The following is a 1,254-nucleotide window of genomic DNA, read 5'->3' on the forward strand; positions in this document are numbered from 1 at the left end:
CTCAACTCCCACTGGGCTGGGCGTGCAGCGTTTTGTCGATCCGCGGTGGCACTCGGTGGTGTGTGTCGGTGGAGTTGACCCCCACACCATCACACCGCGCCGCGGCCGCCCGGAGGCGCTCCGGCGTGCTTACGGAAGTCGGACGGCAGCCGGTCCGGCCCACCGGACCCGGTCCCGGTCGATCGCCGGACCCGGTGCCGGTGCGCGTCCGTCCGCGGCCTGCGGATAGGTTCTTGACTGATCATCCGACGATCGGCACTTCGGTCGGCCGCGGCCGGCTCGGAACGACGAGAGGGAGAGCCATGGCGGGTCAGCTGCTCGGCGGACGCTACGAACTGGTGGAGCGACTGGCCGCACCCGGACGCCGGGTCGTCTGGGCGGCGTACGACCGGCAGGCCGAGCGGACCGTGGCCGTCCAGGTCCTCGCCGGCGCGGGCCCCACCGCCGAGGACGCCGCGCGGCTGGTGGAGGGTGCCCGCGCGGCCGCGGTCCTCGCCGGCCACCCGAACGTCCTCGCCGTCCTGGACGCCGGACTCGACAACGGCAGTGCCTACCTGGTCACCGACCACGTGGCCGGCCGCGGACTGGACGAGGTGCTCGCCGCGGACGGCGTCCCGGACGTCGCCCGTGCCGCCGACTGGGCCGCCCAGGTCTGCGCCGGACTGGCGGCCGGCCACGCGGCCGGCCTGCTGCACGGCGACATCAAGCCCGCCAACCTGCTGCTCGCCGCGGACGGGACGCTGCGGATCCTGGACTTCGGCCTGGCCGGTGCGGGCGCCGCCCAGGAGGCGGCAGCCGGCGCGGACACCGCGCTCGGCAGTGTCCCGTGGATGTCCCCGGAGCAGGTCCGCGGCGGCGGCGCCGAGGCCGACCACCGCAGCGACCTGTACGCCGTCGGCTGTCTGCTCCACCAACTGCTCACCGGTGCGACCCCGTTCGGGGACCGCGAGGTGACGCTCCAGTTCGCCGCCCAGCTGCGCGAGGCGCCGGTCGCACCCGGCCGGCAGCGCGCCGGCGTCCCGGCCGGGCTGGACGCCCTGGTGCTGGGCCTGCTGGCGAAGGACCCGGCGGACCGCCCGCAGGCCGCGGCCGAGGTCGCGACCGGTCTCACCGCCCTGGCCCGGGAGGCCGAGGCCGCCCCGGGCACCTCGGACACCCCGGGGGCCGCCGTGGCCGACGCCGTGCCCGCCCCGCCGGCGGTGGCCGGGTTCCCGGCCGCCGCCCACCCGTTCGCCGACACGTGCACCGGCCCGC

The 1,254-nt window shown here is 77.2% G+C and carries 1 protein-coding gene; it reads left to right on the forward strand.

Features of this window, described 5'->3' with window-relative positions; translation table 11 throughout:
• Positions 1–302: 302 nt before the first annotated feature.
• A partial coding sequence (locus ACFV0G_RS26120; RefSeq protein ID WP_380552691.1) for a serine/threonine-protein kinase occupies positions 303–1,254 on the forward strand: 952 nt, incomplete at its 3' end.

The sequence above is a fragment of the Kitasatospora sp. NPDC059571 genome, from assembly GCF_042735675.1.
In the GTDB taxonomy this organism is placed as follows: Bacteria; Actinomycetota; Actinomycetes; order Streptomycetales; family Streptomycetaceae; genus Kitasatospora.